Consider the following 23,548-nt stretch of genomic DNA (forward strand, 5'->3'; position numbering starts at 1 on the left):
CAGCCGGGCAGCGAAACAGTGTCAGGATTGACCGGTGAAGATCACGGTGTTGGCTGGCGGCGTTGGCGGGGCGAAGTTTCTGCGGGGGCTGCGAGAACACCTCCGGGAGACGCTGCCCGATGGGGTGGGCGGAACCACAGCCGAGGTCACCGCGGTCGTCAATACGGGTGATGACCTCTGGCTCACGGGGTTGCGGGTCTGCCCCGACCTCGATTCGATCATGTACACGCTCGGCGGCGCGAATGACGAGACGCGGGGCTGGGGCCGGCTCGGCGAGTCGGAGCGCGTCAGTGCCGAGCTCACCGCCTACGGTGTCGGATGGCCGTGGTTCACCCTCGGCGACCTCGACCTCGGCACGCACATCACGCGCTCGCACCTGCTGCGCGAGGGTCTGACGCTCAGCGAGGCGACGGCTCAGCTCACCGCCCGCTGGAACCTCGGCGTGCGACTGCTGCCGATGAGCGACCAGCCGGTCGAGACGCACGTGGTGGTCGCCGACGAGACTGGAGACGGCGCAGGCGCAGGCACACGCGATGGCACCGGTACCCGCACCATGCACTTCGAAGAGTGGTGGGTGCACTACCGCGCCTCGCTGCCTGCTCTGCGCTTCGAGCAGCACGGCATCGAGTCCGCCGTCGCCGCGCCCGGGGTGCTCGAGGCCATCACCGGTGCCGATGTGGTGCTCGTCGCGCCGTCGAACCCCGTGGTCTCGATCGATACGATCCTGGCTGTGCCGGGCATCCGTGCCGCCCTTCAGGCAACACAGGCACCGGTCGTCGGCGTCTCGCCGATCATCTCGGGGGCGGCCGTGCGGGGTATGGCGCACGCGTGCCTCAGCGCGATCGGGGTCGAAACGGCGGCGGATGCTGTGGCCCTCCACTACGGCGCCCGACGAAGCGGCGGCGTGCTCGACGCCTGGCTCGTCGACGACACCGATGCCGCGCTGGCTGCCGGAGTCGAGGCGGCCGGTGTCTCGGTGACGGCGACCCCGCTCTGGATGAACTCGGTCGCACACACGGCGGCCATCGCGGCGACGGCCCTCGCTGCGGCTCGCGCGCTCCCACCCCGGGGCTGACGCGTCGTTCGCGGCCGGCGTCGCGCCCCGCGCTGCTCCCGCGGAGATGCACGACACGAGTTCGGGCGGAAATCCGGCACCATGCGCGCAATACGTCGACATGGCGCCCTGTCTCCGCCCGTTCTCCCCCGCGAAGTGGTCGGAGATACGAAGGCAGCGGCGCGGGACAGCGGCTGCGTGAAGGGCATTTCCGACGATTGCCGCAACCCGCGCTGCTCCCGCGGAGACGCACGACACGAGTTCGGGCGGAGATGCGGCACCATGCGCGCAATACGTCACCATGGTGGCCGATCTCCGCCCGTTCTCCCGGCGTGGCGGCCGGGTCGCGCGTTACGCCGAGTGCTTCGCCCCAGCGGGCACCACTCCGGCAGCTGCCGGCGGCCGGCCGGGCTGCTGCACGCGCTTCGGCAGCGCGAAGACGAGAAGCACTGCGACCACGGCGAAGATCGCACTGACGAGCATGGCCGACGCTGCCGCCGAGCCGAACCCGGTGGCGACATCGGCCGGAGTGTGGCCGGTGATGGTGATGGAGCCGAACAGCACACTGCCGATGACCGCGATGCCGACAGCGCTGCCGATGCGCTGGATCGCGCTGATGACACCGCTGGCCGCACCGGCCTCAGCGCGATCGACCGTCGCGACGATGAATTGCGCGTTCGGGGCGATGAACAGACCGTTGCCGACACCCGCGATGAGCAAGGGCAGCACGAGCTGCCACACCGAGAGGTCTGAGCCCTTCGTGAGCAGCAGAACGAGCCAGAGCCAGATGAGTCCGACGGCGACCAGCACGGTACCGATCAGCAGCACGCCACGGCCGAGTCGCTGGGTGAGGCGGTTGCTCTGGGCAGAACCCACGATGCTGCCGATCGCAAACGGGAGCGAGACGACCCCGGACTCGAGGGCACTGTGGCCGAGCCCGGCCTGCCACAGGATCGAGATGGTGAAGAAGATGCTGGTGAAGGCCGCGAAGTAGACCAGCGCCAGAATCACGCCACCCGTGAAGGCGGGGTGCGCGAACAGGCGGGGCGGAACGAGCGGGCTGTTGCCGCGCTTCGTGTAGGCGACCTCCCAGAAGCCGAACGCAGCGATCAGCACAACACCGAGCCCGATCGTGAGGTACGTCCAGAGCGGCCAGCCCGCGTCCTGCCCCTGGATGAGCGGCACGAGGAGCGCGACGAGTCCACCGGAGATGAGCACGAGCCCGATCCAGTCGATGCCAGAGCTTGCGGGTCGCGCAGAACCAAAAGTAGTCGACATCGCAGCAGAACCGGTCTTCAGCGAAGCCGGATGCGCTGCACCCGCAGCCTGGCGGGAGACCGCTTCTGCAGCTTCTCTACTGGGCAGCAGAATCGCGGCCGCAATGAGCGTCGCCGCACCGATCGGCAGGTTCACCCAAAACACCAGGCGCCAGCCGTTCTCATTGCCGAAGGCCTGGATGATCAGTCCGCCCACAATCGGCCCCAACGCCGACGACACACCGATCACGGCGCCCATGATCGCGAACGCCTTGCCACGCGCCTGGCCCGGAAAGAGGGTCTGGATGAAGGCCGTGACGGCCGGCACGAAGATACCGCCGGCCAGCCCCTGCACGACTCGCGCGACGACGAGCTGCGTGTCGTTCTGGGCGATTCCGCACGCCACGCTTGCCGCGGTGAACAGTGCGAGCCCGGTGAAGAACACCCACTTGTGACCGATACGGTCGCCCACACGGCCCGCCGGAATGAGTGCCAGGCCGAACGCGAGAGCGTAGCCCGAGATGATCCACGAAAGGGTCGACTCCGAGGCGTCGAGGCTGGTGCGGATCGTGGGGAGGGCGACATTGACGATCGTAGTGTCGAGCAGTGCCATGAACATGCCGGCAAGAAGCACGATGAGTGCCTGCCAGGCTTGCCGGGGCACGGCCGGCGGGGCGTACGCCGCGGCGCCGCCGGCGCTGGAAGTGGGTGAAGTCATGGTGAATAGGCCTTTCGTACCCGACTACGAATCAGCCGGATGGGTGGTGAGGAGCGTGGTTCTGGCGGGAGGGACTCTGGGGGGTGGAATCTGATGGGATGGATCGGTCAGCCGAATTCTCGGCTGACCGCAGGTTTGACTAGCCGGTGTTCGGCGAACGGGGTGACGATTCGGGCAGCGGGTCGGGGTTGCCGTGCCTCGCACGCTCGTCGGCGACGAGCTCAGGCAGCCCGGCCAGGAGCGCTTCGAGCCAGCTGATCTCGGCGCGGATGCGGTGCGTACGGTGGTCGAGCGCCCACGATTCGCTCACCGTGACGTGGGGCGCCGCACGCTGGTGCGCGGCGAGAGCGTCGGCCAGCACGTTCTTGAGAGCCACCAGGCGGCCTTCGAGAACGGGCTGCAGATCATCCAGCCGGGTTCGGTCCAGGCGGGTGAGTGCGAGGTCGAACGGGTCGGGCTTGAGGTGCACCTGCTCCAAGCCCTCGCGACGCTCTTCGTCGAGCGCACGCCTGCCGCTCATGCTGATCGCGTAGACCTGTCGTTCGGGGTAGCCGCCCTCGCGTTCGGTACGCACCACGTCGATCAGTCCGTCGGCCGCCATTCGCTTGATGGCGCCGTAGATGGCGCCGACGCTGATGTCGGTCCACATGTGCACGCGCTCTTCTTCGGCGAGAAGGCGGAGCTGGTGACCGTGCAGCTCGCCGTGCTGGGAGAGCGACCCCAGAATGAAGAGCCGGATCGATGACATGCAACTACTCTCGCATGACTAGTTCTGCGTGTCAACGCACGAAGATGCACGGAATGTTCGCAGCGGTGCCGATCTGCGCCACGGCTCCTACGATGGGTGGATGCCCGCACCTCTCTCGTTCGCCGAACAGCTTCAGCGGGCATCCGTTGCACTGGTCGCCGCCGAGTCAGACGCCGACGCGCAGAGAATCATGCGGCACGACACACCCCTCCTGTTCTCGCAGCTGGCTGCAGATAGGGCGGCTGGCTCGTTCGCGCACTGGGGCCTGTCGACGGTGATCGACGAGAACCTCGGTGCACCCGTGGTGGGGCGCACTCTCTTCGAGACCCTGCACTCGCTGGCCGGGCTGAGCGCCGACTGGCCCGTGGGCAATGCCGGCGTGCTGCACCTCTACGGCTACCTGCTCTCGGCGACGGTGACGCCCTATGGCCTCAAACGCGAGCGCTGGGTGACCGAGGCGCTGAGCAGTGCCGCAGGACGACCGTCGAGCTTCGTGAGCGGCCGGGACGGCACCGGATGGCTGCAGGAGGTGACAGGGGCGCTGGTGCCGATCCTGCAGAATCCGGAGACCCTCGAAGGCGCAGTCCGCCCACGGTGTGTCGTCGACGAGTTCGCGCCCGACGAGCGCGAAGAGGTGTTCCGCGCGGTCTACGTCACGGGGATCGCCGGCTCGAGTGCCGTCGCCTACGGCGTTCTGCTGGGTGGCCGGCTGCGGCTGATCACCGCGTTTCCGGTCGCGGCGACCGCCGAGGGCTGGCTCGCCACCGTCGCCGCCGAAGCGCCTCGACTTCGCTACAACGCAGTCGCCCACGAACTGCCGGCCCGCTCACGGCTGGCTCCGCACCGCCAGATCCGGCGTCTCTAACCTCGCGAGTTGGGCCCTGGGGGTTTCGATACGCCGCGCGGCGGGTAGTCAACCAGCGATCAGGCGCCCCTGACATGGCAAGTTGGCCCGCGGGGTTTCGATACGCCGCTCCGCGGCTACTCATCCGGCGTTGGGGCCGTGCGCTGGTAGGGGTCAGCGGCGCAGCGTGAGCAGTGCGCTCGTGTGAGGCCCGAAACCGCCCCGCAGCCGATCCAGGTCTTCCGGAGTGTCGACGTCCTGCCTCACGGTGGAACCTGGACGCACGGCGAGCCGAAACATTCCGCTGTCGGCATGAGCCTGCGCAGACTGCTCCCCGAAGCGCGGAATCACCTCGACTCCGGGTGCCGCAGTGATGGTCGTCGTGCCCGTGCCCTGTTCGTCGGCAACGAAGGCGAGTGGATGCCCGGCTGCCGCCCTGAGCACATCGTCGACGTCGGCGGGGGTCAGAGCGGGCAGGTCTGCGGTCATAGCGGCCACCATCGCGTCGGGGTGCCGGAGGCGGGCCGCGGCGATTCCAGCGCTGATCGCACCGTTCAGCCCAGCACCCGGGTCGTCCACGACATGAGCGCCCAGAGCCGCCAACGCCACGGCAGCGACGGCATCCCCGGTCACGACGATGACCTCGCGCACGTCTGCCGCTGCCGCGATGGCCGTCACCGCGTCGAGCGCGAAGGCAAGGGCGAGCTCGCGGCGTTGCTCGCCGGTGAGGCCTGCCTCAGTCGTCCACGCCGCCGCGAGCCTGGTCTTCGATTCCGTCGACCCCTTGACGGGCACGACCACGACCCAGCCCGTCATGAGACCGGGGCTCCGTCGCCTGGACTCGCGGTCGACCCGGCTGGGCGCCCAGAGCGGTGCGCCTCCTCGAGACCCGCAGTGCGACCCGCCACGAATCCCTCGGCGAACGCCTGGTCGAACCCCTCTGAACGACCCTTCTCGAAGCCCTCTGCCAGTGCTTCATCGGTGCCGAGCCGGAACATGTCGCCCGGCCCGGTGCGGTTCAGGGCACGAGCAGGCGTCTGCAGTGAGGGTGTCACGTAGTGCGAGAGCCCGCGGACGAGCGCCACGGGCACGCCACTCGCCTTGCCCTTGATCAGGTCGCCAGCAGCAGCGAGTTCGTCGGCCACCGCGATCTGGGTGACGATCAGGGGCTGCCCGAAGGTGTCGATGCCTCCACGCAGGTCGTCGAGCACTCGGACCCCGGCCGAGCCGATCGCCGCATCGGTCTGGCCTTCGCGCCAGGCCCGCCCCAGGGTGTCTGAGACCACCACCCCGACTTCGACCCCGAATCTCGAGCGGAGGGCGGTTGCGATGACTCGCGCTGAAGCATCGGGGTCGATCGGCAGCAGGAGCACCGTGCCGGCGGGAGTATTACTGGAGTCGACCCCGGCAGCGGCCTGCACGATTCCCTGCCGGTTCTCGACGATTCTGGTCACGCCACCGGGGTGCCTTCGGGTGGCGACCACGCGAACGGTTTCGGCCGTGATGGCGGTTTCACGGTCATCCGCCAAGACACTGCGACCCTCGGCCTTGGAGACGATCTTGCTCGTGACGACCAGGATGTCGCCGGCTTCGGGCACCAGATCACTCGCATCGATCGCCGTGCCGATGAGCTCGGCGACGTCGTCGCCCTCAATCACTTCGGGTATGCCCTCAACGGCATACACCGCGAAATACGCTGACGTGCCCACGCTAACGCCTCAGCTTCGGCAGAACGTCGCGGCCGAAGACCTCGATCCACTCGGCCTGGTTGCGACCGACGTTGTGCAGGTAGATGCGGTCGAACCCGAGATCGACGAACCGCTGGATGTGCTCGCGGTGCACGTCGGGGTCAGCCGAGATGACCATGCGGCCCTCGAAGTCTTCGGGGCGCACGAGCTTGGCAAGCTGCTCGAACTCGAACGGCGAGCGGATGTCGGCCTTCGGAAACCTCATGCCGCCGTTCGGCCACTCGACCATCGCGTTCGTGAGGGCATCCTTCTCGTCTGGTGCCCAGGACAGGTGCAATTGCAGCACTTTGGGCATCACGTCGGGGTCTTTGCCCGCGTCGCGTGCACCCTCGCCGAATCTGGAGAACAGTCCCGCGATCTTCTCCAGTGGGGCGCCGACAGTGATCAGCCCGTCGGCCTGGCGACCGGCGCGCTTGGCCGTCACCGGCCCGGACGTGGCAACGAGGATCTCGGGGGCGACCTCCGGCATGGTCCAGAGCCGGGTGGACTCGAGCTTGTAGAACTCCCCGCGGTGTTTCACGTCTCTGCCAGCGAGCGAGGCGGTGAAGAGTTTGTTGATGATGTCGATGGCTTCGAACATCCGGTTGATTCTCTCGGGTGTCTCCGGCCAGTACTGGCCGACGATGTGCTCGTTGAGGGCCTCGCCCGAGCCCAGCCCGAGCCAGTGGCGGCCCGGGTACATCGCGGCCATCGTCGCCGAGGCCTGAGCGATCATCGCGGGGTGCCAGCGAAAGGTGGGGGCCGTCACTCCCGGGCCGAAGTCACCCTTCGTGCGCTCGCCCACCGCGGCCAGAACGTTCCAGACGAACGAACTCTGGCCCTGCTGCGGCACCCACGGCTGAAAGTGGTCTGCTGCCATGACTCCGCTGAACCCGTGCTGCTCCGCGAGAACGCTGAGGGCGACCGCCTCCGTCGGGTGGAACTGTTCAAGCATTGCGGCATAGCCGACCTGGAGTTCAGTCATCCGTCAATTCTGCCACTCGCGGTCACGGCTCAGGCCCGTCACGAGGGGGTACACAGCGGGGAATGCGCAGTTGTCGGCAGCGGGCTGTTGTGGGCTATCGCGCCGCCGGGGCCAGTTGCGGAGTGCAGCCTACGCGTGAGCCTTGAGGAAGGCAGCGACTGCCGCGGGCACATACGGCGCAACGTCGCCACCCAGCGACGCCACCTGCCGTACGAGTGAACTCGAGACGTGCGCGTGGGCCGGGTCGGGGAGCAGGAAGACGGTCTCGACTCCGGCGAGGTTGCGATTCACGATGGCCATCGGCGTCTCGTAGGCGACGTCGACCTGCGAGCGGATGCCCTTGACCAGCACCTTCGCACCCACTTCGACGCAGTAGTCGACCAGGAGCCCGACGCTCCACGACGTCACCAGGATGTTGGCGGGCAGCCCGCCATCGACGATCGCCTGCTGGATGAGCGACACGCGCTGCGCGATCGGGAGGAGGGCGGTCTTCGACGGGTTGTGCACGACCAGCACGTGCACCTCGTCGAAGATTCCTGCGGCACGCCCGATGACATCGAGGTGCCCGAGGGTCACAGGGTCGAACGAACCGGGGACGACAGCGATCGTGCTCATTGGTTCAGGGTAGCAAGCCGCGGCGAACACAAGGCGCAGGGTTACGGCGCGCTCCGGGCCCGTGGGGTCCGCCGGGCTCCAGACGGCCCGCTGAGGCTCAGCTCTTCGCGAGAAAAGACCGGTCGCTCTCGCTGAGCCGACGGTCGAGAGCCTGGGAGAGCTCCGGATGCCCGGCGAGTGCCGGGTCGGATTCAAGCACTTCGCCAGCGGCCTGCCGGGCCTCGCCGATCAGTTCGCCGTCGGTGATCACCTTCAGCAGCCGCAGCTTCGATCGGCCACCCGACTGCGAACTGCCGAGCACATCGCCCTCGCGTCGGAGTTGCAGGTCGATCTGGGCGAGCTCGAAGCCGTCGAGGGTCGAGGCGACGGCGTCGACCCTCTCCCGCGCGAGGGACTCGGGTTCGGCACTGGTGACGAGAAGGCAGAGACCGGGCACCGATCCGCGACCCACGCGGCCGCGCAACTGGTGCAGTTGCGAGACACCGAAGCGGTCAGCATCCATGACCACCATCGTGGAGGCGTTCGGCACGTCGACACCGACCTCGATGACGGTGGTGGCCACCAGCACGTCGATGTCGCCGGCGGCGAACGCAAGCATGGTCTGCTCCTTCTCGTCGGTGCTCATGCGCCCGTGGAGCGGTTCGATGCGCCTACCGGCGAGAAGCGGATTGGCGCGGATCTCCGACAGCATCTCGGCGACGTTCGCCACCGGCCGGGCTGGGGAGGCATCGGGTGTGGCAACCCGCTCTTCGCCGCGCTTGCGGGGGCCGACCCGCGGCCCGACAACGACGACCGGCACCGAATTGGTGGCTTCGCCCGGCGCTTCGAGTTGCTGGCCGGCCTCGGTGGCGGTCGGGTCGATGGCCGGGCAAACCACGAAGGCCTGCCTGCCGAGGGCCAGCTCTTCGGCGGTGCGCTGCCAGATGCGGTCGACCCAGCCGGGCCTCTCGGCCAAGGGAACGACAAAGGTGGAGATGCCCTGCCTCCCGGCCGGCAGCTCGGCGATCGTGCTGATGTCGAGGTCGCCGAAGACGGTCATGGCGACCGTGCGGGGAATCGGGGTCGCCGTGAGAACGAGCACGTGGGGCGGCTGGGCGCCCTTCAGCCGGAGCGCCTCGCGCTGTTCGACGCCGAAACGATGCTGTTCGTCTACCACCACGAGGCCGAGGTCGTAGAACTGAACGGCGTCGCTGAGCAGGGCATGGGTGCCGATGACGATCTGCGCCTGCCCCGACACCATTCGGAGTAAGGCCTTCCGGCGCTGGGCCACGGGCACCTGGCCGGTATGGAGGGTGGGCACGAGAGCCGCCGAGAGGTCGGGGCCGAGGATCTTCACGATGGAGCGGAGGTGCTGCGAGGCCAGTACCTCCGTGGGCGCGAGCAGGGCGGACTGCCCTCCTGAGTCGGCAACGGCGAGCATCGCCCGCAAAGCGACGATGGTCTTTCCGGAGCCGACCTCGCCCTGAATGAGGCGGTTCATCGGCTCACCTCTGGCCAGGTCATCCGTTATCTCGCTGCCGACGAGTTTCTGGTCGCCGGTCAGGTTGAACGCGAGAGCCGTGTCGAAGCGTTCGAGGTACCCGCCCGGCTTGGCGACGCGAGGCAGTGCTTTCTGCGCGTGCGCGGTTCGGCGCTGCAGGAGAAGCGCTGTCTGCAGAACGAACGCCTCCTGGAACTTCAGCGCCTCACGGGCCCGGCGCCAGTCGCTGTCGCGCTCAGGCAGGTGGATGCCACGGAGCGCGGTGAGGTAGTCGACGAGCCCCCGCTCGGCCCGCACGGCAGCGGGAACCGGGTCGCCCAGATGGCTGAGGGAGCCGACGACGAGCTCCATCGACCTCTGGATCTGCCAGCTCGAGATTGTCGACGTGGCCGAGTAGATGGGAATCGGAAGTTCGGCCCAGCGTTTTGCCCCGCCGGCGTCTGGCTCACCGAGCACCAGGTCGGTGAACAGCTCGTAGTCGGGGTGCGCGAGTTGCAGTGCACCCCGGTAGGCCGACACCTTGCCTGCGAAGATGCCACGCACGCCGGGGCGCAGTTCTTTGGCCCGCCAGGCCTGGTTGAAGAACGTCAGGGTCAGGATGCCGCGGCCGTCGGTGATGGAGACCTCGAGAATGGAGCCGCGGCGCGACTGCATCTTTCGCTCCCGCACATCGCGCACCTCGGCGACGATGGTCACCGATTCGTCGATCGGCAGCTCAGTGAGTGCGGTCAGCTCGCCCCGGCGGGCGTACCGCCTCGGGTAGTACGAGACCATGTCGCCAATGGTCTCGATGCCGAACGCCTTCTCGAGCGGCGCCGCAGTTCGGCCACCGAGCACGGTGGTGAGCTTGCGGTCGAGCGGCGACGCATGATCGAGGGTTGCCGTGGCCCGCGGATCGGTGCGGCCACGAGGCTCGGGCAGCGTGGTGATGCTCGGCACCCGCGGCTCACGGTCGTCGGCCGGGTGAGCCGAGGGCAGTGGGGGCGTAAGCATACGCCGATTCTAGGCTCAGGGTCTGACACCGCAACGCGCACCAGACGCGCCAAGCCAGCCCGTTCGACTATGGTGCAGGCTGTGACACGAATAATTGCCGGGTTCGCCGGTTCGCAGAAACTCTCGGTGCCCTCGTCGGGTACCAGGCCCACGAGCGACCGCGTTCGCGAGGCTATCTTCTCGGCCCTCGAGGCCCGCGACGTGGTCCAGGGCTCTGCGGTTCTCGACCTCTATGCGGGTTCGGGGGCGCTCGGGCTCGAGGCCGCAAGCCGCGGGGCCGCCGAGGTGACCCTGGTGGAGAAGAACCCCGCTGCAGTGAAGGTGGCGAAGAGCAATGCCGCGATCATCCAGAAGGCTGCGGCCGTTCGGGGCGCCCTCGCCAACGGCCAGCTGAAACCGCGCATCACTGTGGCCCCGCAATCGGTGCTGGCGTTCCTGCGGTCGACACCGGCGAGTTTCGACCTCGTCTTCGTCGACCCGCCTTACGACCTCGCCGAGGCCGAACTTGCTGAGACGCTGGTGGCGCTCGCCGAGCACGTGACACCGGATGCCCGGATCGTGGTCGAGCGCACCTCGAGGTCGCCCGAACCGACCCTCCCGGCGTCTCTCACCCTCGACCGCCGTAAGGACTACGGCGAGACGACCCTCTGGTGGATCACCACGGTTTAGACAGTACGCGGCGGCCCGCGGAATAGGCCCAATAGTGCACCCTGAACCAAACAGGGCAAGTTTGCGCTTGTGTAATCTTGCATGGCGTGCAATTATTTATCCATGAGTACATCAGTTCCTGCACGCACCACATCGGGCAGCCGCAGTCCCCAGCCCGAGCAGACGGCGGTCAACGCCGCTGCGAAGCGAAATATCCTCCTCGTCTTCGGCGGCCTCATGGTCACCATGCTGCTGGCATCTCTCGACCAGACCATCTTCAGCACCGCGCTGCCCACGATCGTCGGCGAGCTCAACGGCGTCGACCACATGCTCTGGGTGACGACGGCCTACATCCTGGCCTCGACGATCATGCTGCCGGTCTACGGCAAGCTCGGCGACCTCATCGGCCGCAAGGGTCTCTTCCTCGCCGCGATCAGCCTCTTCATCGCCGGCTCCGTCGTCGGAGGCCTCTCGGGCGACATGACATCGCTCATCGTCGGCCGCGCCATCCAGGGCCTCGGTGGCGGTGGGTTGATGATCCTCTCGCAGGCGATCATCGCCGACGTCGTGCCGGCCCGCGAGCGCGGCAAGTACATGGGAATCATGGGCGGTGTGTTCGCCCTGTCGAGCGTCGCCGGCCCGCTGCTGGGAGGCTGGTTCACCGAAGGCATCGGATGGCGCTGGGCGTTCTGGATGAACATTCCTCTGGGCATCCTCGCCATCGTCTCTGCCGTCGCCTTTCTGCACCTGCCGAAGGGGTCGCAGAGCAAGCCGCGCCTCGACTACGCCGGCATGGTCACCCTCGCCCTCGCCTCGACCGGCCTGGTTCTGCTGAGCGTCTGGGGCGGCACCACCTACGCCTGGGATTCGGTCGAGATCGTCGCCCTCATCGCTGCAACCGTGGTTGCCGCGTTCGCCTTTGTGATGATCGAACGCCGGGCCTCCGAGCCGATCATGCCGCTGCACCTGTTCAAGGACCGCAACTTCAACCTGACGACCGGCGCCGGCCTGATCATCGGTGTCGCGATGTTCGGTGCTCTCGCCTACCTGCCGACGTACCTGCAGATGGTCACCGGGGCCAACGCCACGCAGGCTGGCCTGCTGATGATCCCGCTGATGGCGGGCCTGCTCGTCACCTCGATCGGCTCCGGTCAGCTCGTGAGCCGCACAGGTCGTTACAAGTTCCTGCCGATCGTCGGTACGTTCATCACCGCGGTGGCGCTCCTGCTGCTGTCGACCATGACGCCCTCGATGCCGGTCTGGATCATCTGCGCCTACCTCGCGGTCATGGGCATCGGGCTCGGCATGTGCATGCAGATCCTGATCCTGATCGTGCAGAACTCGTTCCCGCTTCGCGAGGTCGGCACGGCCACCGCATCGAACAACTACTTCCGTCAGATCGGTGCGTCCCTCGGCACCGCCGTCGTCGGGTCGTTGTTCGCCAACAAGCTCACCTCGCTCCTGCTCGAACGGATGCCTGCTGGAGCCGGCTCCACGGGCGGCAGCAACTCATTCACGCCCGACATCGTGCGGAACCTTCCCACGGCCGTTCGCGAAGTGATCATCAGCTCGTACAACGATGCACTCACGCCGGTGTTCCTCTACCTGGTGCCCCTGGTGCTGCTTGCCACCGTGCTGTTGATCTTCGTGAAGGAGAAGCCGCTGGCCACCACGCTCGAGCGGGGCGAGGTTCTCGCCGAGTCACTCGAGGTCGATGGAGCATCACGGGTATCGCTTGGCGACGGAGCGCACAAAGACACTGCTACCGAAGACGCTGCCTCTGCCGATGCCGAACTGGCCGAGATCATCGATCACGACACGGCGGGCGTACCGCCGACGCGGTAACAAGTCAGAGCTGCTCGCGAGCGCCAGCCTCAGCCCACCCCACCGTTCCAGTCGGCGAACGGATCCCATCCCCCGGGCCTGACATAGGCTTCGCCACCGATGGTGACAAGTGGATGCCCGGCAGCCCGGCCCCGCACCTCTCCGATCACGCGGAATTCCGGCGGCACCTCCTGCCCGGCCGGAAAAGTGGCCAGCAGCGCATGGTCCTCTCCCCCACAGAGCACAAAATCCCGCGCCTGTGCACCGACCACAGCGTCGACCTCACGCAGGGCATCGGCCTCGGCTTCGATGGCCTCATGGAACAGTTCAAGGGAGCATCCACTGGCCGTTGCGATGCGACCGGCATCGAGCACCAGCCCGTCGGAGACGTCGAGCATGGCCGTCGCGCCCGCCTGAGCGGCCGATCGTCCCGCTTGGAGCGGGGAGGTCGGGGCAAGCTGCGCCTCGACCAGGACCGGGTGGGCCACCCTGAGAGCCTGGCCGAGAATGGTGTCCGGCTCACGCTCTGTGTGCACACCCTGGTCGAACAGGAGCCAGATGCCCGCTCCCGCCCTCCCCAGGTCGCCCGCGACCGCGACTACATCACCTGGCCGTGCGCCCGCGCGGGTGACCGGGGGCCGCCCGTCGAGGTCGCCGAAAGCTGTGACTGCGAGAGTCAGTGTGTTCGACACCGAGAGGTCACCGCCGACCACGCCGGTGCCGGGCGACAACGCTGCACACGCATCGCGGAGCCCGTCAGAGATGCCTTCGAGCAGCGCCACCGGAGTGTCGAGCGGGGCAGCAATGGCAACCACGAGCGCCGAGGGAGTGGCCCCCATCGCCGCGACGTCGGCTAGGTTCGACACCGCTGCCTTCCACCCCAGGTCGTGCGCTGTCGACCATGCCAGCCTGAAGTCTGGCCCGTGGATCATCATGTCCGTCGTGACGACGAACCGGCCATCCGGTGCGGCCACCACGGCAGCATCATCGCCGGGCCCGAGTAGTGCGCTCGAGGCCGCCGGAAGCCTCGGGAAGATTCTCTTCAGTGTTTCGACTTCGCCGATCGACACGACGGTGTCGACGCGTGCCACCGGAAGCTGAGGGTCTGCCCCATGAGTACTCACTCGTAAACGGTAGCCTGTCAGTGATGCTCGCCCGTAAACGTCTTCTGCTTCCCGGTGCCCTGGTGGCCGGCCTTCTCGCCGTTGCGCTCACCGGATGCACGCCCACCGTCGCCCTCGATCCTGCCACCGCGGCCACCGACCCGGGTTGCGCCGAGATCATGGTGCGGCTCCCCAGCTCGGTGGCGAGCCAGGATTCCCGCGAGACGAACGCGCAGGCCACCGCAGCATGGGGCTCGCCCGCGTCGGTGCTGCTCCGGTGCGGTGTCACTCCCTACGGACCCACCACCCTGCCCTGCGACAACGTCTCGGGAATCGACTGGATCGAAGACGACTCCAAAGCACCGTCGTACACCTTCACCACCTTCGGCCGGGTGCCGGCCACCGAGGTGATCATCGACTCGAATGCTGTCTCCGCCTCCACGGCCCTGGTCGACCTGCAGAGCGCCATCGCCGCAGTGGCCCAGACCAACAAGTGCCTGAACGCCACGGATCTCCAGGGAATCGCACCGACCACCGGATCGAACCCGACCGCTCCCGCCACTACGGGCACGCCCGCACCGTTCACGCTCGATACGCCGGCCCCGACTCCCGCAGGCTGACACTCAGACCAGTTCGGTCACGAACCCGATCCGGTTGCCATCAGGGTCGGTCAGCTCGAAGAACAGGGCTACGCCTTCGATGCGTCAAGACCAGCGTTCCAGCCGCGCACTCTGGTCCTCACTACGTCTTGTTGCCAGCGACCGCTAGCACCCCGCCGAGGCCGATCATCATGACGCCGCCGCCAGCACCCATGCGGGCGACACGCTTCGGGTCACGGGCAAACCAGGCCCGCAATGTGCCAGCTGTGAACGCCCACACGCTGTCGCTGACCAACGAGATCGCAAAGAAGATCATGCCGAGCGCAGCCATCTGAACAGAGATGGAGCCAGCTTCGCGACTCACGAACTGCGGCAGCACAGCGACGAAGAATACGATCGTCTTCGGATTTGTCGCACCGACGACAAACCCTTCACGGATTAGCCGGAAGGCCGACGGCGGTTGCTGAGAACTCGGGTCAGCCGTGTCGACATGATCGTTCCGGTGGCGGATGGCCTGCACGCCCAGATAGATCAGATACACGGCCCCGGCGAACTTGATGATCGTGAACACGACCACCGATTCGGCCACGATCGCACCGACGCCCAGCGACACGAGCGCGATGGCTGGCAGCATCCCGAGCGCGTTGCCGACGACACTCAGAAAGCCGCCCCGTCGGCCGAGCGAGAGCGATCGGCCGACGACGAAGAGCACGCTGGGGCCGGGAATGACGATCAGGGCAAGCGCGACGAGGGCGAAGGCCCCCGCGTTGGCTGCAGGAATCACACGTGCTCCTCTCGGTCTCTCGCGGCGATGAGACGACCATAGTGCATCTGCGCTCGACGCGAAGCTCAGGAAGCCCGTGGTCGGCCCGGTGAGAACGATCAGTCGTTCAACCCCCGCCGGTTCAGAAGCGGGCCGATCTCCGCCGCACGGCCGCGGAAATCCGCGAATGCCTCCAGTGGATCCTTCGAACCGCCGACGCCCAGCAACCGCGCCCGGAAGCGGTCGCCGTTCACTCGGGTCAGCCCACCGTTCTCCCGGAACCACGCCACGGTGTCGGCGTCGAGCACCTCACTCCAGATGTACGAGTAGTACCCGGCGTCGTAGCCTCCGGAGAAGGTGTGGGCGAAGTACGTGCTCGAGTACCGGGGCGGTACGGCCGGGTTGTCGAGCCCCACCTCGGCGAGCGCCGCCGCCTCGAAGACAGCGACGTCGGTCACCGGCGCATCGCCCGCCCGCAGCCCGTGCCACGCCTGATCGAGCAGCGCCGCCCCGAGATACTCCGAGGTGGCGAATCCCTGGTTGAAACCGGCCGAGGCCTGCAGTTTCGCCACGAGAGACGCGGGCATCGGTTCACCGGTGGCGTGGTGCACGGCGTAGTTCGCCAGCACCTCTGGCCACAGCATCCACATCTCGTTCACCTGGCTGGGGAACTCGACGAAGTCGCGAAAAGTGCGGGTGCCGGCGAACTTCGGGTACGTGACCCGCGCGAACAGGCCGTGCAGCGCGTGTCCGAACTCGTGGAACAGCGTGGTGACCTCGTCGAACGTGAGCAGGGTGGGCAAGCCCGCGCCCGGCTTCGGCACATTCAGATTGTTGGTGACGACGACCGGATGCCCGAGGAGGCCGTTCTGCGCGATCAGCGAGTTCATCCACGCGCCCCCGCGTTTCGAGTCCCGCGTGTAGAGGTCGTACACGTAGAGGCCCACCGGTGCGCCGTCTTCGTCGTGCACCTCGAAGACACGCGCCTCCGGGTGGTACGAAACGAGGTCGGGCCGCTCGGTGAACGTCACCCCGTACAGCGACGTCGCGGCGAAGAAGACACCGCCCTGCAGCACACGCTCTGCCTCGAAGTAGGGGCGCATCTGGGCGGTGTCGACGTCGAACTCGGCCTTTCGCACCGCCTCGCTCGCGAACGCCCAGTCCCAGGCTGCGAGTTCGGGAGATTCACCGCTCGGGGCTCGCTGCGCGAGCTCAGCTTGGAGCGCCAGTTGTTCACGCCGCGCATTCCGCGCCGCCGGGCCCGCGAGTCTCCGCAGCAGCTCGTCGACGGCCTCCGGCGTCTTCGCCGTCTCGTCGCTCGTCACGAAAGCGGCGTGCGTCGAGAACCCGAGCAACGCCGCCCGCAGGGCCCGCACACGCGTGATCTCGAGCACCAGTGGCCGGTTGTCGTGTTCCCCCGGTCGATCGCCCCTGGCACGCGAGGCCTCCATGATGCGCTGCCTCGATGCCCTGTTCGTGAGTGAGGCGAGGTACGGATGCCCGGTGAACAGCACGAGCGTCACGACGAACCTGCCCGGCAGACCCCGTTCCGCTGCCGCCTGCGCCGCGGCCGAGAGCTCACCCTCGCCGAGCCCGTCGAGCTCACTCACGTCGTCGAAGACCACCGCGAGGTCGTTGGTCTCGGCGAGCAGGTTCTTCTCGAACCGGGTAGTCAGGGTCGAGAGCCGCTGGTTGTACTGGGTGAGCTGGGCCTTCTCCGACTCCCCCAGCCCCGCACCGGCCTGCGTGAGCTCGGCGTAATATCGCTCGACGAGGTAGCAGGCCTCTGCGTCGAGAGAGTCGCGCTCCTCGTACACCACGCCGATCCGCGCATAGAGCACGGGGTCGAGCTTGATCGCATCGGAGTGCGCGGCCAGCAGCGGTGCCAGCTCCTCCTCCAGGGCGTTTGTCACGTCATTGCTGTCTGCTGACGCCTTGTTGTAGAAGACCGTCGAGACGCGAGACAGCGTCTGGCCCGCCCGCTCGAGGGCGACGAGCGTGTTCTCGAAGGTTGGGGCATCCGCCGACCCGGTGATCGCCGCGATCTCGGCGAGATGTTCGGCCATGCCCTGCTCGAACGCGGGCCGGTAGTGCTCGTCGCGGATGTCGGCGAAGGGCGGCAGCCCGTATTCGAGGGCGCTCGGCGCGAAGAAGGGATTGGTCATGCGTCGAGCCTAGGTCTCGAGGCCGGTTGGCCGTGTGGGCGTGCCGGAAGGCCCCGGTAGATTGCAAGCCCCCGGCCTGAAAACGAGACGACAGGCCGCTCAGGCGTACCCTGCTGTCATGACTGTTCCCACTGTGACTTTGAACAACGGCGCCACCATCCCCCAGCTGGGGTTCGGCGTCTTCCAGATCGACCCGGCCGAAACCCGCGAGGCGACGCTGACGGCCCTCGAGGTCGGCTACCGGCACATCGACACCGCCGAGATGTACGGCAACGAGAAGGGTGTCGGCGAGGCCGTTGCCGCCTCCGGCCTCGCCCGCGACGACATCTTCGTGACCAGCAAACTCAACAACGGCTTCCATGCGCGACAGGATGCCCTGGATGCCTTCGACCGCACGCTCGAGTCGCTCGGCTTCGACTACCTCGACCTGTTCCTCATCCACTGGCCGCTGCCCGGGGTCGGCGACTACGTCGAAACGTGGAAGGCCATGGAGGAGATGCATGCCTCGGGCCGGGTGAAGTCGATCGGCGTCTCGAACTTCCAGCCGCACCACCTGCAGCGACTCTTCGACGAGACCGACATCGTGCCGGCCGTGAACCAGATCGAGGTTCACCCGTACCTCACCCAGGATGACGTGCGCGCCTTCAACACTTCCCACGGAATCGCGACGGAGGCGTGGTCGCCCATCGCCCAGGGCAAGGTGCTCGACGACGCCGTGATCGTGTCGATCGGCGAACGCCTCGGCCGCTCGCCGGCGCAGGTGACCCTCCGCTGGGCGATCCAGCGCGGCGACATCGTGTTCCCCAAGTCGGTCACCCGCTCCCGCGTCGAGGAGAACTTCGCGCTCTTCGACTTCGAGCTGACCGACGACGACGTCTCGGCGATCACCGCCCTCAACCGCGACGAGCGCACCGGCCCGAACCCCGACGAGTTCAACTACATCCCCTAGGCGAGAGGGGTTTCGATACGCCGCTTCGCGCCTACTCAACCGGCGACGTGTTGCGCCGCCCTCCAAGCGAGCACCCGTTCAGGGGGCCGCCGCGCTACTCAACCGGCGAGACGCGCCGCTGGTTGAGTAGCGCGGCACAGCCGTGCGTATCGAAACCCGCACTCCGAACCCTCAGGGCTCGAGGGCGAGGGCGATGAGTTCGTCGATGATGTGCGGGTACGAGATGCCCGAGGCGATCCAGCACGCGGGGAACATGCTGATCGGGGTAAACCCGGGCATCGTGTTGATCTCGTTCACGACGAACCCTGCGGGCGTGAGAAAGAAGTCCACGCGAGCGAGCCCGGCGCATCCGATCGCCGTGAAGGCTCGCACGGCGAGCTCCTGCATCTCGGCGAGTTGATCGGCCCTGAGGTCGGCCGGGCAGACCAGGTCGATTCCCGGCGCATCGAGGTACTTCGCGTCGAAGTCATAGAACTCGCGCCCAGTCATGACGACCTCACCGGCGACGGATGCCCGGGGCGCTGCCCCCTCGAGAGACCCCAGCACCCCGCACTCGACTTCGCGCCCGACGATGCCCTCCTCGACCAGCACGCGGTCGTCTTCGACGAGGGCGACCCGCATGGCCTCGGCGAACGTCTCCCAGCTCTTGACCTTGCTGACGCCGACCGATGACCCGGCGCGCGCCGGCTTCACGAAGACAGGCAGCGTGAGGTCGGAGACGGCCTCGAGTACCCCTTCGGGCGAACGGAGCCACTCGCGCGTTGAGACCGTGTGCCACGGTGCCACCGCGATTCCGGCCTGCACCAGCACGGTCTTGGTGAAGTGCTTGTCCATTCCGAGGGACGACGCCAGCACGCCGGAGCCGACATACGGGAGCCCGACGAGTTCGAGCAGGCCCTGAACGGTGCCGTCTTCGCCGAAGGGCCCGTGGAGGATCGGGAACACCACGTCGACGGGGCCGAGCGAGCGGGTCTGGCCCCGGGCATCCGTCACCGTCAGCTCGCGCGTCTCTGTGCTCTCTGGCCAGTGCACCCGGGTGCCGTTGTCTTCGACGGTGGGCAGTTTCGCAGGGTCGAGGGTGAACTTCGCCGCGTCGTCGTCTTCGAGAATGAACGCGCCACTGGCGGTGATGCCCACAGGGATCACCTCGTAGCGCGAGCGGTCAATCGCCCGGAGTACCCCGCCCGCCGTTGCGCAGCTGATCGAATGCTCGCTTGAACGGCCGCCAAAGAGCAGCACCACCACGGTCTTTTCTGCCATCGTTCGGCCTTTCGCCCTGGGGTTCGAGTGAATCGGTTGTGAGATGCGGAGCGATGTCCCGGGGATTCAGCGTACCGGCAAGCACCTGGCTCACCTGTTGAACGATGGGCATGTCGACTCCGCGCGCCGCGGCGAGCGTGAGAATCGGGGCGACGGAGGCCAGCCCCTCTGCGGTCTGCTGCATGCGCGAGATGACGTCGGCGAAGCTGTAGCCCTGGCCGAGCAGGCGACCTGCCGTGTTGTTCCGCGACAGCGGGGAGCTGCTGGTCGCGATGAGGTCGCCGAGACCTGCGAGCCCCGCCATCGTCTCAGGGTGCCCGCCATACGCGACCGCGAAGTCGGTCATCTCGGCGAGGCCCCGGGTGATGATTGAGGCCTTGGTGTTCTCGCCGTAGCCCACGCCGTCGACGATGCCGATCGCCACCGCGATGAGGTTCTTGAGCACCCCGCCGAATTCGGTGCCGATCACGTCGGTGTTGACGAACGAACGGAAGTACCGGTTGGTTGCCACCATGGCGACGGCTTCGGCCGTGGCGAGGCTGGCAGACGACACGACAGCCGCGGTGGGCTGCTCCCTGGCGATCTCGAGGGCGAGATTCGGCCCCGAGGCGACTGCAAGCCTGTCGAGGTCGATGCCGAGGCCCTCTTCGAGCACCTGGCTCATGCGGAGGCCCGTGCCCTTCTCGACCCCCTTCATGAGGCTGACCACCACGGTCTCTGGCCCGAGCAACGGCTTCAGTGCCGCCAGGTTCGACCGCAGCGACTGGCTGGGAATCGACACGAAGATCAGTGACGACGAGCCCACCGCCTGCTCGAGCGAGGCAGAGGCACGGATGCTCGGGGGCAGGTTGATTCCGGGGAGGTAGTCGCTGTTGCGCTTGGCCTGGTTGATCTCCCTCGCCAGCTCTGGGCGTCTCGCCCAGAGGGTGACGTCGTTGCCGCCGTCGGCGAGGATCTTCGCGAAGGTCGTTCCCCAGCTGCCGGCGCCGAGCACGCTGACCTGCCGCACGGGGGCGGGAATCGGCCGTCGTTTCCTGGCCATCACAGTGCCCCGAATTCGGTCTGGTTGTGAGCGGAGGGGTTCCAGCGTTCGGCAGGTGCCGTCTCGCCCCTCAGGTCTTCGAGTAGCGCGGTGATCGCCCCCATCACGAGCTCGGTCGCCTCGGAGAGCACACTCTGGGTCAGGGGCACACCCCGGAACCGGTCGAGGTCGACGGGTTCACCGTAGGCGATGAGCACGGTCTTGCGCGGAAAGAGACTGAGCTTCTTCGAATACCGCGGCAGAATCGCCTGCGTTCCCCAGTGCGCCATCGGGATGATCGGCACACCATTCTCGAGCGCGATGCGCACGGCTCCCGATTTGCCCCGCATCGGCCACAGTTCCGGCTCCCGCGTGAGCGTGCCTTCGGGGTACACGATGATGCCCTCGCCCGTCGTTGCGAGGTCGTGGGCCGCACCCAGGGCCGTGCCCGCACTCGTTCGACCGGTGCGCTCGACGGGAACCTGTTTGATGAGGCGCAGCGCGCCGCCGAGCACCGGAACCCGAAAGAGGGAGGCTTTCGCGAGAAACCGTGGCGCCCGGCCGAGGTTCCACACCGACCAGCCCACGATCACCGGGTCGAAGTTGCTGTAGTGGTTGGGGGTGAGCACAAACGCCCCGGTCTTCGGAAGCTTTTCGCCGCCTCGAACATCGAGCTTCGCAATCGAGTTCACGAAGACGAGCGCGGGCGCGGCCAGGAGCGAGAAGGCAAAACCCTTCTCGGAACCTCGACGCGCTTCGTCGGCCGGCTGTGCCGGATCTTCAGACGCCACGGCCTTGTGTCTATGCCTCGAAGGAGAAGTCGGCTCCCAGCTTCTCGAGCTTTCCGGCGAAGTCGCCGTAGCCGCGGCTGATGAGGCCGACGTTGCTCACGCGCGAGCGACCGTCGGCCGTGAGCGCCGCGATCAGGTGACTGAAACCGCCGCGGAGGTCTGGCACCTCGATGTCGCCGCCGTGCAGCTTCGTGGGGCCGGTGATCACTGCCGCCTGCTCGAGAGCACGACGGGGTACCCGGCGATAGCCGCCTTCGAGCCCATCCTTGTGCACCTCGATGTTCGCGCCCATGTCAACGAGCGCCTCGGTGAAACCGAAGCGGTTCTCGTAGACGGTCTCGTGAACGATCGAGGTTCCGACCGCCTGCGTGAGCGCAACGATCAGCGGCTGCTGCCAGTCGGTCATGAAGCCGGGGTGCACATCGGTCTCGATGACGACGGGCTTCAGGTCACCACCCGGGTGGTAGAAGCGGATTCCGTCTTCTTCGATGTCGAAGGCGCCGCCGATCTTGCGGAAGACGTTCAGGAACGTCATCATCTCCTGCTGCTTCGCGCCCACGCAGAAGATGTCGCCCTTGGTCGCCAGGGCAGCGGATGCCCAGCTCGCGGCCTCGTTACGGTCGAACAGTGCGCGGTGGTCGTAGCCCTTGAGCTCGTCGACACCCTCGATGAGAATGACGCGGTTCGGCTCGATCGAGATGATCGCGCCCATCTTCTGAAGCACCGCGATGAGATCCATGATCTCGGGCTCGATCGCCGCGTTCTTGAGTTCGGTGATGCCCTGGGCACGAACCCCGGTGAGCAGAACCTGCTCGGTCGCGCCCACGCTCGGGTAGGGCAACTCGATGTTGGCACCCTTGAGTCCGTTCGGGGCGGTGATGTTGATGCCACTCGGGAGCTTCTCGACCACGGCGCCGAAAGCGCGCAGGGCGTCGAGGTGGAAGTCGATGGGCCGGTCGCCGATGCGGCAGCCGCCGAGGTCGGGAATGAACGCGTGCCCCAGACGGTGCAGCAGGGGGCCGCAGAAGAGAATCGGAATACGGCTCGACCCGCTCAGTGCGTCGATCTCAGCGCTCTGGGCGATGGCCACGTTGGCGGGGTCGAGAACGAGGATGCCCGACTCCGGGCTGCCCGTGATCTCGACGCCGTGGATCTCCAGCAGGCGCGAGACGACGTGAACGTCACTGATGTCGGGAACGTCTCTCAAGACACTCTTCGTGTCGCCCAGAAGCGACGCGACCATGGCTTTGGTCACCAGGTTCTTGGCGCCACGCACATCGATGCGGCCACGGAGGGGCCTGCCACCATTGACGATGATCGTGTCAGAGACAAGACCCACGTGTGCCGCCGCCTTCTGCGCGTCGAGTTTCTGAGCATCTTGAAGGAGTGTGTTCATAGAGGTTGTTACCTACTTCACTGGGAGGGTCTTCGGTCGCCAGTTGTGCCGGTGACGTTCGAATTCGGTGATCTGCTCTTCACTTCGCAGAGTGAGCCCGATGTCGTCGAGTCCTTCGAGCAGCCTCCATCGAGTGTAGTCATCGATGGAGAAATCGACTGTGAAGTCCCCGACAGTGACCGTCTTCGTGTTCAGGTCGATGCTGATCTCACGGCCCGGGGCCTCGTCGATGGCCGCCCAGATCTTCTCGATGTCTGCTTCGGAGACCTCGGCAGCAAGCAGCCCCTGTTTGCCGGAGTTGCCGCGGAAGATGTCGCCGAACCGCGAGCTGAGAACTGCATCGAATCCGTAGTCGCGCAACGCCCATACGGCGTGCTCGCGACTGGAGCCCGTACCGAAGTCGGGGCCGGCGACCAGAATTCGAGCACCGGTGAAATCCGGGTCGTTCAGAACGAAGTCGGCGTCCTGCCGCCAGCGAAAGAAGAGGGCGTCTTCGAAGCCCGTCTTCGTGACGCGCTTCAAAAACTCGGCGGGAATGATCTGGTCGGTGTCGACATTCGAACGCGCCAGCGGCATCGCGACGCCGGTGATGACCGAAACTGCTTCCAT

General features: G+C 67.0%; 21 protein-coding genes. 6 read left to right on the forward strand and 15 right to left on the reverse strand.

The window, feature by feature from the left end:
* The first annotated feature begins 34 nt into the window (after positions 1-34).
* The gene (gene cofD / locus JOE66_RS13005) at positions 35-1,075 is read left to right on the forward strand and encodes a 2-phospho-L-lactate transferase (RefSeq protein WP_205110060.1); all 1,041 of its coding nucleotides are present in this window, start codon (positions 35-37) and stop codon (positions 1,073-1,075) included.
* Between the two features lie 330 nt (positions 1,076-1,405).
* Here the strand turns inward: cofD and JOE66_RS13010 are convergent, their stop codons facing one another.
* Together JOE66_RS13010 and JOE66_RS13015 are read right to left on the reverse strand one after the other, a co-directional pair.
* The gene (locus JOE66_RS13010; protein WP_205110062.1) at positions 1,406-3,028 is read right to left on the reverse strand and encodes an MFS transporter; all 1,623 of its coding nucleotides are present in this window, start codon (positions 3,026-3,028) and stop codon (positions 1,406-1,408) included.
* A 139-nt stretch (positions 3,029-3,167) separates the two neighbouring features.
* Positions 3,168-3,776 carry a PadR family transcriptional regulator gene (locus JOE66_RS13015; RefSeq protein ID WP_205110064.1) on the reverse strand — a complete coding sequence of 203 codons (609 nt, stop codon included), beginning with the start codon at positions 3,774-3,776 and terminating at the stop codon, positions 3,168-3,170.
* Positions 3,777-3,876: 100 nt separating this feature from the next.
* On the opposite strand from JOE66_RS13015, the gene JOE66_RS13020 reads away from it, so the two are divergent.
* Positions 3,877-4,641: an amino acid deaminase gene (locus JOE66_RS13020; RefSeq protein ID WP_205110066.1), complete on the forward strand. Its 765-nt coding sequence runs from the start codon at positions 3,877-3,879 to the stop codon at positions 4,639-4,641.
* 153 nt (positions 4,642-4,794) lie between these two features.
* On the opposite strand, the gene cofC is transcribed toward JOE66_RS13020, so the two are convergent.
* The 5 genes from cofC to JOE66_RS13045 form a co-directional block, all read right to left on the reverse strand.
* Entirely contained in the window at positions 4,795-5,436 is a 642-nt protein-coding gene (cofC, locus tag JOE66_RS13025) for a 2-phospho-L-lactate guanylyltransferase (protein ID WP_205110068.1), read from the reverse strand.
* A complete protein-coding gene (locus tag JOE66_RS13030; RefSeq protein ID WP_205110070.1) occupies positions 5,433-6,329 on the reverse strand; it encodes a coenzyme F420-0:L-glutamate ligase in 897 nt (298 codons plus the stop codon). The genes cofC and JOE66_RS13030 overlap by 4 nt, the downstream gene beginning before the upstream one ends.
* 1 nt (position 6,330) lies before the next feature.
* On the reverse strand, positions 6,331-7,332 hold the full coding sequence (locus JOE66_RS13035) for a TIGR03557 family F420-dependent LLM class oxidoreductase (RefSeq protein ID WP_205110072.1): 1,002 nt from the start codon (positions 7,330-7,332) through the stop codon (positions 6,331-6,333).
* A gap of 129 nt (positions 7,333-7,461) precedes the next feature.
* Positions 7,462-7,947 carry a pantetheine-phosphate adenylyltransferase gene (gene coaD / locus JOE66_RS13040; RefSeq protein ID WP_205110073.1) on the reverse strand — a complete coding sequence of 162 codons (486 nt, stop codon included), beginning with the start codon at positions 7,945-7,947 and terminating at the stop codon, positions 7,462-7,464.
* Between the two features lie 97 nt (positions 7,948-8,044).
* On the reverse strand, positions 8,045-10,420 hold the full coding sequence (locus JOE66_RS13045) for an ATP-dependent DNA helicase RecG (protein ID WP_205110074.1): 2,376 nt from the start codon (positions 10,418-10,420) through the stop codon (positions 8,045-8,047).
* Positions 10,421-10,501: 81 nt separating this feature from the next.
* Here JOE66_RS13045 and rsmD point away from each other — a divergent pair, with 81 nt between their 5' ends.
* Positions 10,502-11,089, forward strand: a complete 588-nt coding sequence (rsmD, locus tag JOE66_RS13050) for a 16S rRNA (guanine(966)-N(2))-methyltransferase RsmD (protein ID WP_205110075.1) — start codon at positions 10,502-10,504, stop codon at positions 11,087-11,089.
* A gap of 102 nt (positions 11,090-11,191) precedes the next feature.
* Positions 11,192-12,913, forward strand: a complete 1,722-nt coding sequence (locus JOE66_RS13055) for an MDR family MFS transporter (protein WP_205110076.1) — start codon at positions 11,192-11,194, stop codon at positions 12,911-12,913.
* Positions 12,914-12,942: 29 nt separating this feature from the next.
* Here JOE66_RS13055 and JOE66_RS13060 read toward each other — a convergent pair whose 3' ends face one another.
* Complete coding sequence (locus JOE66_RS13060; RefSeq protein WP_307827198.1) at positions 12,943-14,016, reverse strand: thiamine-phosphate kinase; 1,074 nt, start codon at positions 14,014-14,016, stop codon at positions 12,943-12,945.
* Positions 14,017-14,039: 23 nt separating this feature from the next.
* Here JOE66_RS13060 and JOE66_RS13065 point away from each other — a divergent pair, with 23 nt between their 5' ends.
* Entirely contained in the window at positions 14,040-14,615 is a 576-nt protein-coding gene (locus tag JOE66_RS13065) for a DUF3515 family protein (RefSeq protein WP_205110077.1), read from the forward strand.
* A 121-nt stretch (positions 14,616-14,736) separates the two neighbouring features.
* On the opposite strand, the gene JOE66_RS13070 is transcribed toward JOE66_RS13065, so the two are convergent.
* Together JOE66_RS13070 and JOE66_RS13075 are read right to left on the reverse strand one after the other, a co-directional pair.
* Positions 14,737-15,378: a LysE family translocator gene (locus JOE66_RS13070; RefSeq protein WP_205110078.1), complete on the reverse strand. Its 642-nt coding sequence runs from the start codon at positions 15,376-15,378 to the stop codon at positions 14,737-14,739.
* A gap of 98 nt (positions 15,379-15,476) precedes the next feature.
* Positions 15,477-17,522 (reverse strand): M3 family metallopeptidase, encoded by a 2,046-nt coding sequence (locus JOE66_RS13075; RefSeq protein ID WP_205110080.1) that lies wholly within the window; start codon positions 17,520-17,522, stop codon positions 15,477-15,479.
* 118 nt (positions 17,523-17,640) lie between these two features.
* Between JOE66_RS13075 and JOE66_RS13080 the strand changes: the two genes are divergently transcribed.
* Complete coding sequence (locus JOE66_RS13080) at positions 17,641-18,471, forward strand: aldo/keto reductase (RefSeq protein WP_205110082.1); 831 nt, start codon at positions 17,641-17,643, stop codon at positions 18,469-18,471.
* Between the two features lie 171 nt (positions 18,472-18,642).
* Here JOE66_RS13080 and JOE66_RS13085 read toward each other — a convergent pair whose 3' ends face one another.
* The 5 genes from JOE66_RS13085 to leuD are packed head-to-tail and all read right to left on the reverse strand — an operon-like array spanning position 18,643 to position 23,548.
* Complete coding sequence (locus JOE66_RS13085; RefSeq protein ID WP_205110084.1) at positions 18,643-19,731, reverse strand: D-alanine--D-alanine ligase family protein; 1,089 nt, start codon at positions 19,729-19,731, stop codon at positions 18,643-18,645.
* Entirely contained in the window at positions 19,634-20,773 is a 1,140-nt protein-coding gene (locus JOE66_RS13090; protein WP_205110086.1) for an NAD(P)H-dependent glycerol-3-phosphate dehydrogenase, read from the reverse strand. Before JOE66_RS13090 ends, JOE66_RS13085 begins: the two co-directional genes overlap by 98 nt.
* Entirely contained in the window at positions 20,773-21,543 is a 771-nt protein-coding gene (locus tag JOE66_RS13095; RefSeq protein ID WP_205110088.1) for a lysophospholipid acyltransferase family protein, read from the reverse strand. The genes JOE66_RS13090 and JOE66_RS13095 overlap by 1 nt, the downstream gene beginning before the upstream one ends.
* A gap of 10 nt (positions 21,544-21,553) precedes the next feature.
* Entirely contained in the window at positions 21,554-22,939 is a 1,386-nt protein-coding gene (gene murA / locus JOE66_RS13100) for a UDP-N-acetylglucosamine 1-carboxyvinyltransferase (protein WP_205110090.1), read from the reverse strand.
* 12 nt (positions 22,940-22,951) lie between these two features.
* Positions 22,952-23,548, reverse strand: a complete 597-nt coding sequence (gene leuD, locus JOE66_RS13105; RefSeq protein WP_205110092.1) for a 3-isopropylmalate dehydratase small subunit — start codon at positions 23,546-23,548, stop codon at positions 22,952-22,954.

Source organism: Subtercola frigoramans (assembly GCF_016907385.1).
In the GTDB taxonomy this organism is placed as follows: Bacteria; Actinomycetota; Actinomycetes; order Actinomycetales; family Microbacteriaceae; genus Subtercola; species Subtercola frigoramans.

Excerpts from the sequence above, each read along its gene's own strand:
- JOE66_RS13090 (WP_205110086.1), bottom strand. The coding sequence starts at position 20,773 with ATGGCCAGGAAACGACGGCCGATTCCCGCCCCCGTGCGGCAGGTCAGC.
- JOE66_RS13020 (WP_205110066.1), top strand. The coding sequence starts at position 3,877 with ATGCCCGCACCTCTCTCGTTCGCCGAACAGCTTCAGCGGGCATCCGTT.
- JOE66_RS13085 (WP_205110084.1), bottom strand. The coding sequence starts at position 19,731 with ATGGCAGAAAAGACCGTGGTGGTGCTGCTCTTTGGCGGCCGTTCAAGC.
- JOE66_RS13075 (WP_205110080.1), bottom strand. The coding sequence starts at position 17,522 with ATGACCAATCCCTTCTTCGCGCCGAGCGCCCTCGAATACGGGCTGCCG.
- JOE66_RS13065 (WP_205110077.1), top strand. The coding sequence starts at position 14,040 with ATGCTCGCCCGTAAACGTCTTCTGCTTCCCGGTGCCCTGGTGGCCGGC.
- coaD (WP_205110073.1), bottom strand. The coding sequence starts at position 7,947 with ATGAGCACGATCGCTGTCGTCCCCGGTTCGTTCGACCCTGTGACCCTC.
- JOE66_RS13080 (WP_205110082.1), top strand. The coding sequence starts at position 17,641 with ATGACTGTTCCCACTGTGACTTTGAACAACGGCGCCACCATCCCCCAG.
- JOE66_RS13055 (WP_205110076.1), top strand. The coding sequence starts at position 11,192 with ATGAGTACATCAGTTCCTGCACGCACCACATCGGGCAGCCGCAGTCCC.
- JOE66_RS13015 (WP_205110064.1), bottom strand. The coding sequence starts at position 3,776 with ATGTCATCGATCCGGCTCTTCATTCTGGGGTCGCTCTCCCAGCACGGC.
- JOE66_RS13035 (WP_205110072.1), bottom strand. The coding sequence starts at position 7,332 with ATGACTGAACTCCAGGTCGGCTATGCCGCAATGCTTGAACAGTTCCAC.
- cofC (WP_205110068.1), bottom strand. The coding sequence starts at position 5,436 with ATGACGGGCTGGGTCGTGGTCGTGCCCGTCAAGGGGTCGACGGAATCG.
- JOE66_RS13045 (WP_205110074.1), bottom strand. The coding sequence starts at position 10,420 with ATGCTTACGCCCCCACTGCCCTCGGCTCACCCGGCCGACGACCGTGAG.
- murA (WP_205110090.1), bottom strand. The coding sequence starts at position 22,939 with ATGAACACACTCCTTCAAGATGCTCAGAAACTCGACGCGCAGAAGGCG.
- JOE66_RS13010 (WP_205110062.1), bottom strand. The coding sequence starts at position 3,028 with ATGACTTCACCCACTTCCAGCGCCGGCGGCGCCGCGGCGTACGCCCCG.
- leuD (WP_205110092.1), bottom strand. The coding sequence starts at position 23,548 with ATGGAAGCAGTTTCGGTCATCACCGGCGTCGCGATGCCGCTGGCGCGT.